Origin of the sequence: Aeromonas sp. R5-4 (genome assembly GCF_040908215.1) — a bacterium.
Classification (GTDB): domain Bacteria; phylum Pseudomonadota; class Gammaproteobacteria; order Enterobacterales; family Aeromonadaceae; genus Aeromonas; species Aeromonas veronii.
The window spans coordinates 212,105-221,191 of record NZ_JBFODG010000028.1; the positions used below are offsets into that span (position 1 = coordinate 212,105).

A 9,087-nucleotide genomic window follows, 5' to 3' on the forward strand; every position below is an offset into this window, starting at 1 on the left:
TTTATAACATCTGCGTTCATTACAGAAAAATCACCTTGAAATCATAATATTACCAATATATATCAATTGTCTATGTGTGCTCATTTGGAGCCGCAAATCTTTTGTCGCGGGTAGTTTTCTTGTTATTCATGCCCACTCCTCGCTGTAGTCGTTCTGTTCTTGCATCCATTCCGGGGTGTCCAGTCCCTCCAGTACCCGCCACATCTCTGACTGATAGGGCTGGGGCAGCATCTCGATCCAGCTGTGCGCCCCAGTGTGGCCTTGTGCCTGGTAGACCTTGCCGCACAGTTCGACCAGCATTGGCCAGTCTTGGTCGCCTTCCGGTACCGCGTACTCATCCGGCAGACCTTGTTCGTCAGGCAGCAAGCCTTCTAGTTGCCAATCCGGCTCGCTTGGGAGCGCTCGGCTCGACTGCACCTGCCCGTTCTCCAGCCAAAGGGTGAAACCGTCCACCTTTACGCTGGCCCCAGCCCGCAAACGGTCTATAGAGAAGGGTGACAACCCCCATTGTTCCCTCATGATCTGGTCTGTGAAGGCATCAGGATCTGGCCGCGTACAGTTATTGTCAGATCTCCAAGGTGCCGGGCTGTCGCCCGTCTTAACCCCAACCCCCCTCGCTGCAGCCTCGGCGGCTTTCCTGGCTTCATGGGTACCGGCAGGCACAATTTCCCACCCTTGCAGGCGGGTTTTGATGCCAAGGCGAGCGGAGGTAATGCCCATCAGGCGTTTGATGTCTTCGCCATAGCTGTTGGCCTGCTCCTCAATGAGGTGGGCCAGCTTGATGGGGTGTTCGGCACGGGTCGCCAGTGCGCCACCCATGGCGTGTAGGTAACAGCGAAAGATGCCGTTATCTGCGGCAAAGCGAGCCGCCTCAAATCGCGGGTCTTGCAGCACGGGCTTGGGTGGCCCAACCAGATCGGCATGCTTCTTGGCATTGCTGATGCGGCGCAGCTCGCGCCATACCCCGACCGGAGCGCCTCCGATCTGCTGGAAGGTGCGAATGCCCCACCAACTGGCCCAGGCCACGGCATGCAGGGCGCCCTCATCGGCGGCGGTGCCAGCCTCTTCGTCATCGTCCAGGTAGGCGCCGTCGATGTTCTTGGCAATGTATTTGGCGATATAGCCCGCGGCATCCCCCTTGGCCGGGTCTATCTCTTTCCAGTCAAAGCGGGGAGTAAAGTTGGTAAAGGGTGGGCAGCCCTTGATATCCCGTACCAGCTCTTCGTGGTCATCGGTCAGGGCATAGCGTTGCAGGATGCCGATCACCCAGTTGCGATCTTCCGAGCGCATAAATAGCAGCAGGTGCCAGTGCGGGGTGCCGTCGTGGTGAGCCTCGCACACGCGAAATCCATAAACGGGGGCGTTCCACTGTTTGAGGGCGGCCACTTGATATTTCATCAGACGATGACATACGCCCACTTTGTACCGGATTATCTCAATGACGCGGTCCGCTTTAATCCGTTGGAAAACCATCTTCAACCCGCTTGATCTTCCCTGAGAATGGGCAGAAAGAAGTGTCCACATTTTGCCAATTTTGGTGTCTTTTTACGTCCAAAAGTGTCCCCTTGTGTGGCACTTAACTCCTTGGTTTGAATGTACCTTTTTGAAATTAAATAAATAAAAATGGCAGCCGAAGCTGCCATTTTTTATTGATGTATTATGTCGTTTTGATTCAGGAGGTCTTGCGATCCTGATCCGGCTCGAACTGATGGCCCGATTTCTCCAGCTCCAGGTTCTCTTCGGAGCGTTTGCCCACCCAGTAGTCGGCGTTCTTGATGCCGAGCTTCTCCGGGTGGAATACGGGGTCAATACCTTGTGCCTGCTGCGCTTCATAATCCTTCAGACAGGTGAAGGCGGTTTTTTGCAGCAGCAGGATGGCGATGATGTTGAGCCATGCCATCAGGCCGACCCCGATATCACCCATGCCCCACGCCAGATCCGCCGTCTTGACGGTGCCGTAGACAGTGGCAGCCATCAGCGCAATCTTCAGCAAGAAGGTGAGCCAGGGGCGATTAATCTTGCGGTTGATGTAGGCGATGTTGGTTTCGGCGATGTAGTAGTAGGCAACAATAGTGGTGAACGCGAAGAAGAACAGCGCGATTGCCACGAAAATGCTGCCAAAGCCCGGCATCATGCTCTCCATGGCGGTTTGCACATAGCCCGGGCCGGCAGCGATACCGGCAATACCCGTGTAGATGGCGGCGCCGTCCGGCCCTTGTACGTTATAGAGACCGGTGATCAGCAGCATAAAGCCGGTGGCGGAGCAGACGAAAAGGGTGTCGATATAGACGGAGAACGCCTGCACCAGACCTTGCTTGGCCGGGTGACTCACTGCCGCCGCAGAGGAGGCGTGCGGTCCTGTACCCTGACCCGCTTCGTTGGAGTAGACCCCGCGTTTTACCCCCCACATGATGGCCAGACCCAGAATGGCACCGAAACCGGCATCCAGACCGAAGGCGCTTTTCCAGATCAGCAGGATCACGCCCGGTAGCTGGCCGATATTGAGGGCGATGATGACACAAGCCACGATGATGTAGCCCAGCGCCATAAAGGGCACCACGGTACTGGCGAAGCTGGCGATACGCTTGACGCCGCCGAAGATAATAAAGCCGAGCAGCAGCGCCAGACCGGCGGCGGTGACGTTCGGATCAATATTAAAGGCGGTCTGCAGGCTGGAGCCGATGGAGTTGGCCTGTACGCCCGGCAGCAGCACGCCGCATGCGAAGACGGTAGCGATGGCGAAGGTCCAGGCGTACCACTTCATGCCAAGCCCTTTCTCGATATAGAAGGCCGGGCCGCCGCGGTATTCACCATTGATCTTCTCTTTGTAAACCTGACCCAGGGTGGACTCCACGAAAGCAGAGCTGGCGCCGAGGAAGGCGACCATCCACATCCAGAACAGGGCGCCCGGGCCACCGAAGGTGATGGCGGTGGCCACACCGGCGATGTTACCGGTACCCACGCGACCGGCCAGGGTCATGGCCAGCGCCTGGAAGGAGGAGACACCGGCATCGGTGCTCTTGCCATCAAACATCAGGCGCACCATCTCTTTGATATGACGCAGTTGCAAAAAACGGGTGCGCAGGGAGAAGTAAAGACCGACCCCCAGACACAGGTAGATGAGCGCAGGGCTCCAGATTACACCATTGATGGCATTGACGATTTCATTCATGTACAACAACTCCTTTGTTGTGTTTGTGGCGCTGTCTTGGCGAGATCTTGGCCTCGCTCTCTGTCACTGTTTTCGGCCCTGTTTGTTAACAATCCAGTTAACAAATGAGCGCGAGATTGAGGGGTTAAGCAGAGCGCAAACACGCGCCATGCATGGCTTGTAACATATCGAGTTGTATCGGTGCTTCCCAGCGAAAAATGTTGTCTTGTTGCAAATTTGTGAATTGACAAGGGTGGGGGGATAATGGCAGGCAGCGTTTTCTATGAGTAAAGATGAGATCCTCCTTGTTGATCTGCGCCGGACAATGTGACGGGCGTAACACAATGGAAAGCAAACATGAGGCCAACAATGAAAAATGACCCTGAGACGTTGACGATCCGTCCCCCTGAGGCCGACGACGGGAGCGCCATCGCCCACCTGTTCACCCAATTGGGGTATCCTGCCGAAGGCGCTGACGTGACGGCGCGCCTGTTGGCGCCGGATCCCGCGAGCGTTGTGCTGCTCGCCTCCCAGGGCGACAAGGTGGTCGGCGTGCTGGTGTGGCACAAGCTGGCACCGCTGCATGTTGCACCAGCTTGGGGCCTGATCTCGGCGCTGGTTGTCGATGAAGGGGCAAGAGGGGCGGGAGTGGGCGCAGCCCTGCTCAAGGGCGCCGAAGCGATGGCGCGGGCCGCAGGTTGCGCCCAGCTGGAACTCTCCAGCAGTCTCAAACGCGAGGCGGCCCACCGTTTCTATCTGGCGCAGGATTATCAGGAGCGGCCGAAACGGTTCGTCAAACTGCTGTAACCTATTTTTTGCATCAAAAGAAGGAGTAGGCGTGCTGGGATGGTTCAAATGGCTGGGTGGTCGCCCGCAAACGCCCATGAGTGAGGATGAGTTGGCGCTGTGGCGTCAGGCGCTGGCGGCAGTGCCCATCTTGCAAGGGCTCAGCGACACCGAGCAGACGACGCTTATCGGCTTGGGGCAACAGCTACTCAAGCGCAAGACCCTGACCCTGATCGGGGTAGAGCTCAGCCGCCGTCAACAGGCGGTGCTGGCGCTGCAGGCGGCGTTGCCCATCTTGCACCTTGGCCTTGACTGGTATCGCGGCTTTCACGAAGTCATCATTATTCCCGAGCCCGTCACCCGGCGCCAGGAGGTGCAGGATGAGTTCGGGCTGGTGAGCGAGTTTGAAGAGGAGAACGCCGGTGAATCCTGGCCACAAGGGCCATTGGTGCTGGCCTGGAGCGAACTGCAGCAGGATGGCGACTGGGACGGCTTTAATCTGGTGATCCACGAGTTGGCTCACAAGCTCGATATGCTGGGCGGTGAGGCGGACGGTGCGCCGCCGTTGCCGGGGCCGATGAGCAGCCAGCTCTGGCAGCAGGCCTTTCAGGCCGCCTTCGATGCGCTCTGCCAGCAGCTTGATCGGGACGAGGTAACCGCTATCGATCCCTATGCGGCCGAACATCCTGCCGAGTTTTTTGCCGTCAGCTGCGAATGTTTCTTTACCGATCCGCTGCGGCTGCAGCAGGTCTATCCCGCGGTATACCGGCAACTGAGCCAGTTCTTTAGCCAGGATCCCGCGCAGCGTTTTCCCGCGACCCGCTTGCTGGCGGGGGAGGGAGGTTACGGAGTTCTGTGACATCAATGCACAACAAAAATGGTAAAACAGTGGAAATGCTTAATTGTGGTCAGTGTTAAATTAAATACGAAAATCCAAAACTGACGAGCTTTATATTTAACGTAAATGTTATTTAAACACACAGCCAATACCGGTGTTAGTCCGGTATTGGCAAAGTATCAGAGAATAAAAATAGGGGGGTTATTTCATGTTCGATATGCTATGAACGATAAAATGCTATCAGTTTATCGATTGCTCTTTCAACAAATATGCTTTTGTCATAGAGATCAATGTGGTTGGCGCCACCTATTTCGAATAGTTCTTTAGGCTCACTTGCTTCTTTATACATTTGTTCACTCTCATTTTTAGAGCCTGCTAACTCACCAATTATCATGAGTAGTGGCGTTGGCGCTAAAAATTTCGCGTTATCTAGCGCTGAAAATGTCAATAGCTTCTCATAGCTCCATGGTAAAAATTTACTCTCATACTTTCCTTTTATTCCCCGGTCTGTCATATAATATTCATAAAACTCTTGAAATAGTTTCGGCATGTCAGGCGTGCAGTTTTCTGGCGCATGCGGTAAATATGAAATCGCCTCACCATTTACAAATTGTAATCTAGCATTATTTACTGATGAGAGTAATTCATCTAAATTCTTTTGAGAGAATAAGCTGCGATAAAAACCTCGATGATCGAAGTACGCATTTACGGTTGCAACTTTTGATATTCTTCTATCGGTAACAGCTGTATGTGATAAGTATCCTCCGCCGGAGCAGATTCCTAAACCAAAAATTGATTTTTTATCAACTATATCTAATGTTGATAAGTAGGTAACTGCTGCAGAAATATCTTCTGACTTATTATATGGATTTTCATAGAATCTGGGTTCACCTTCACTGTCACCAAAAGTTGCATGATCAAATGTCAGGCAAATAAAACCATGTGCAGATAATCGCTGAGCATACTCATCAACAGTTTGCTCTTTAACACCGGCTTGAGGTGGGACAAGAAGAATCGTAGATCGTACTTCATTATCCACAATGTTGTCAGGTTGATATAGATATCCAATTAGTTTGTTTTCTTGGCTATAAAAACTGATTTTTGATTTGATTGTTATCATAGCTTTCCCTATTTTATATTGAATTTATGTGAATTATTAAAAGTTTTCTATAGAAATTAATTTTGCATCGCTTCGTATTTTTTTTAGTACTGGGTTTATCGCTTGATGGGATGGCATACATAGCCCTACGCTTCGACCTCTAATGGGGAGATTAATATCAAAAACGTTTATGTCTGATACTTTTTCAACTAGTCCCATAGGAAGGAAGCAACTACCTAAACCCGCAAGAGCTAACAAAAAAGCCTGTTCCTTTGTTTCTGCTGTAGACACAATGTTCAATGCAATCTTCTTTGATGATATTAATCCGAGCACTTCTTGGTGAACTTCACAACTGGGGCACTCTATAAAATCTAAGTGATAAAAATCTTCGATTTTACTTGGTGCTGAAATGTTCTCTTTTGTAACAAAAACAAACTTCTCTTCCCATAACGGGATAAATAGATCAGTATCATTTTTGTCTTTTTCGAATCCAATTCTGCAATCAGATTTATCTGATGAGGTCAAAATAAAATGGCAATTAGGTGTCAAACGTTCTAAATGAGAAAGTGTTGTCGCAGTTTTATATTTACTGATGGAGTTGCAGACCCCAACACTTATTTTAGGTGTTGTTGCCTTTGACATGAATAAAGTTGAGATTGTAGCGCTGTCATTCACAAGACGCTTTGCGTGAGGATATAACTCGTGGGCACTGTTAAGTGGTTGAACTCCCTTTTTATCTCGTAAAAAAAGATCGTTGCCAAGTAGTTCCTCAAGTTGTTTCAATGCGGCAGATATAGATGGCTGCGTAATGTGACATTTTTCCGCAGCAAGAGTTAAGTTTTTTTCTTCATAGATAGCTATAAACAAACGTAACAGTCTAATATCAACCATATTTCCCTCCACTTTATTAACGATAGAGTACATTGCATGGTGTCATTAATAAAATACCGTTTGCCAATGATACCCATAGCCTTAGGCTATAGAAAAAAGAACCTCCCAAACAATTCATCTGAGAGGTTCTAAAAACAACGACTTAGTTAGGGCAATGGTACTATATGTAGTTAAAAAATAGTCTTTTTATAAAATTCATCCAGTTTTATAACAGCCTGATTAACATACTTATCTTGGTCATACAGGTCAAAGTGACCAGCACCTTTGATGGTAAAAAGTGTGGCATCAATTTTTTTCTGTTTTGCACGTTCCACAGCAATTTTACTAAATGGAGCAGACAATGCCTCTGACCCAATGATCGCCATAAATGGCTTTCCTTCAAGTAATTCAATGTGTTCAGTTGGGTTAAATGCATATCTTGAATCTAATGAGATAGCTGCTCTCTTGGGGGTGTATGTTGCTACGGCACCACCGCGCTTGCTATTTCGGTAGTAATCTGCAGCTTGATCCCAGAATTCACCAAGACCAGAACCTGCAGCAGGGATCCCATCTACATAGAGTACCTCACCGGTTTCAAAGTATTTTTGACGAGCATCACTAGCCCATTTAATTTGCTGTTGATATTGCTTAACAGGGGAGCCGTTGAGCATGTTTGCATATTGAGTTGCACCACCCATGCCATAATCAGTGAAGTCAATAAAAGCGCTAACAACAGCTAGCGATTTTACTCGTGAATCTTGATAGGCAGTTTGAAGACCGTAACCAGCACCAGAACATAATCCTAGTTCAGCAACTCGCTCATCATCAACACCTGGAATAGAACGGATGAAGCTAATTGCATTTTTAATATCTTCCACTTTCATCGGAGCATTTTCCATGCCTCGAGGCATACCACCACTTTCACCATATGTTCTGTGGTCAAATGCTAAAGTGACATAACCCTTCTCAGCCATTTTTTTTGCGTAAATTCCGGCGGTTTGCTCTTTTACGCCACTGGCTGGAGTTATCACCACGATAGCAGGGTACTTTTTAGCCGGATTAAAATCCTTAGGCAAGAATAAATTTCCTGAAATTCTTGTGTTTTCACTTAGGAAATTTACTTTATTAATACCGGGTTGGAGTTCATAGTTGATATCCGCAAATGAATTGAATGATGCAATTGCGGAAAGGCCAAACATGAATGCTGAAATTGTTTTTAGTTTCATTTTTCTTTTCTCTTGGTTAATGAAAACATACTGTTTAACTGAATAAAACATCACCACTGACATTATCAAGGCATGGGTGTATATCAAATCTTACAACACCTACCTGCATGCGCCCCAAGCATTGTTCTTTAACTTTTGCAACACCGACATGTCCAAATCCTGCACATAGCTCTATAGCTCTGATACCTTCTGAATATAAATCATCAAGCTGTAAGCATGCTTCTTGATAGCTAGATACTGCTATTGTTTTAACATGAACGCTATCTGTTTTAACCCATTGAAAATCAAGTTCTGGATTGACATTAGGAGCTAGGAAAATGAAAGCTGCTTTGAAACAAGACATGTAAACTCCGTATAGTGATATGTTATGTTTAAATTCATCGTATTTCTGGCCTAACATTCCCTCCTTTCTTTATCATTGCCCTTTAAATGTGGCATTGATAAACACGAATCTGCAACAGTCAGTGTCTATGACCATTATTTGATTAGACTATTTGCCATGCCTTAAATTTTAGATAAGGATGATGATTGTTTTATTAAGTTAATAAATCCGAATTGGAGAGTAGAATGACTGAGGAGAACAGAATGACTGATCTGAAAGTGGCCGCTCAGCGCGCCCTGAACCTGATGGACCTGACCACCCTGAACGACGACGATACCGATCAGAAGGTGATCGACCTGTGCCATAAGGCCAAGTCACCGGCTGGCCTGACCGCCGCCGTCTGCATCTACCCCCGTTTTATCCCTATCGCTCGCAAGACCCTGCGTGAGATCGGCGCTGCCGACGTACGCATTGCGACCGTGACCAACTTCCCGCACGGCAACGACGACATCGAGATCGCCGTGGCCGAAACCCGTGCCGCAGTCGCCTACGGTGCTGACGAAGTGGACGTGGTGTTCCCGTACCGCGCCTTCATGGCTGGTAATGAACAGATCGGTTTTGATCTGGTCAAAGCCTGTAAAGAGGCCTGCGCTGCCAACGTGCTGCTGAAAGTGATCATCGAAACCGGCGAGCTGAAAGAAGAGGCGCTGATCCGTCGCGCTTCCGAAATCTGTATCGATGCCGGTGCCGACTTCATCAAGACCTCCACCGGCAAGGTGCCGGTCAATGCGACCC

General features: G+C 49.3%; 8 protein-coding genes and 1 pseudogene. 3 read left to right on the top strand and 6 right to left on the bottom strand.

What is annotated here, in order from left to right; all coding sequences use genetic code 11:
• Window positions 1-126: 126 nt before the first annotated feature.
• Together AB5Y83_RS14630 and AB5Y83_RS14635 are read right to left on the bottom strand one after the other, a co-directional pair.
• Window positions 127-1,383: pseudogene (locus tag AB5Y83_RS14630) on the bottom strand (replication endonuclease); the annotation flags it as partial.
• 289 nt (window positions 1,384-1,672) lie between these two features.
• The gene (locus AB5Y83_RS14635) at window positions 1,673-3,172 is read right to left on the bottom strand and encodes a sodium:alanine symporter family protein (RefSeq protein ID WP_005336959.1); all 1,500 of its coding nucleotides are present in this window, start codon (window positions 3,170-3,172) and stop codon (window positions 1,673-1,675) included.
• A 348-nt stretch (window positions 3,173-3,520) separates the two neighbouring features.
• Here AB5Y83_RS14635 and AB5Y83_RS14640 point away from each other — a divergent pair, with 348 nt between their 5' ends.
• Window positions 3,521-3,958, top strand: coding sequence for a GNAT family N-acetyltransferase (locus tag AB5Y83_RS14640; RefSeq protein ID WP_103252200.1), 438 nt, complete (start codon window positions 3,521-3,523; stop codon window positions 3,956-3,958).
• Between the two features lie 76 nt (window positions 3,959-4,034).
• The gene (locus AB5Y83_RS14645) at window positions 4,035-4,796 is read left to right on the top strand and encodes a zinc-dependent peptidase (protein ID WP_368175410.1); all 762 of its coding nucleotides are present in this window, start codon (window positions 4,035-4,037) and stop codon (window positions 4,794-4,796) included.
• Between the two features lie 199 nt (window positions 4,797-4,995).
• Here AB5Y83_RS14645 and AB5Y83_RS14650 read toward each other — a convergent pair whose 3' ends face one another.
• The 4 genes from AB5Y83_RS14650 to AB5Y83_RS14665 all read right to left on the bottom strand — a co-directional run bounded on the left by AB5Y83_RS14650 (window position 4,996) and on the right by AB5Y83_RS14665 (window position 8,370).
• On the bottom strand, window positions 4,996-5,895 hold the full coding sequence (locus tag AB5Y83_RS14650; protein WP_069527295.1) for an alpha/beta hydrolase: 900 nt from the start codon (window positions 5,893-5,895) through the stop codon (window positions 4,996-4,998).
• A gap of 36 nt (window positions 5,896-5,931) precedes the next feature.
• The gene (locus AB5Y83_RS14655; protein WP_368175406.1) at window positions 5,932-6,765 is read right to left on the bottom strand and encodes a LysR family transcriptional regulator; all 834 of its coding nucleotides are present in this window, start codon (window positions 6,763-6,765) and stop codon (window positions 5,932-5,934) included.
• A 170-nt stretch (window positions 6,766-6,935) separates the two neighbouring features.
• Window positions 6,936-7,970 carry an alpha/beta hydrolase gene (locus AB5Y83_RS14660; protein ID WP_110303841.1) on the bottom strand — a complete coding sequence of 345 codons (1,035 nt, stop codon included), beginning with the start codon at window positions 7,968-7,970 and terminating at the stop codon, window positions 6,936-6,938.
• 34 nt (window positions 7,971-8,004) lie between these two features.
• Window positions 8,005-8,370 carry a DUF6506 family protein gene (locus AB5Y83_RS14665; protein ID WP_263717277.1) on the bottom strand — a complete coding sequence of 122 codons (366 nt, stop codon included), beginning with the start codon at window positions 8,368-8,370 and terminating at the stop codon, window positions 8,005-8,007.
• Between the two features lie 185 nt (window positions 8,371-8,555).
• On the opposite strand from AB5Y83_RS14665, the gene deoC reads away from it, so the two are divergent.
• Window positions 8,556-9,087, top strand: a 532-nt coding sequence (deoC, locus tag AB5Y83_RS14670) for a deoxyribose-phosphate aldolase (RefSeq protein WP_368175407.1), incomplete at its 3' end; no start/stop codon positions are given.

Coding starts and splice junctions, on each gene's coding strand:
- AB5Y83_RS14635 (WP_005336959.1), bottom strand. CDS start 3,172: ATGAATGAAATCGTCAATGCCATCAATGGTGTAATCTGGAGCCCTGCG.
- AB5Y83_RS14640 (WP_103252200.1), top strand. CDS start 3,521: ATGAAAAATGACCCTGAGACGTTGACGATCCGTCCCCCTGAGGCCGAC.
- AB5Y83_RS14645 (WP_368175410.1), top strand. CDS start 4,035: ATGAGTGAGGATGAGTTGGCGCTGTGGCGTCAGGCGCTGGCGGCAGTG.
- AB5Y83_RS14650 (WP_069527295.1), bottom strand. CDS start 5,895: ATGATAACAATCAAATCAAAAATCAGTTTTTATAGCCAAGAAAACAAA.
- AB5Y83_RS14655 (WP_368175406.1), bottom strand. CDS start 6,765: ATGGTTGATATTAGACTGTTACGTTTGTTTATAGCTATCTATGAAGAA.
- AB5Y83_RS14660 (WP_110303841.1), bottom strand. CDS start 7,970: ATGAAACTAAAAACAATTTCAGCATTCATGTTTGGCCTTTCCGCAATT.
- AB5Y83_RS14665 (WP_263717277.1), bottom strand. CDS start 8,370: ATGTTAGGCCAGAAATACGATGAATTTAAACATAACATATCACTATAC.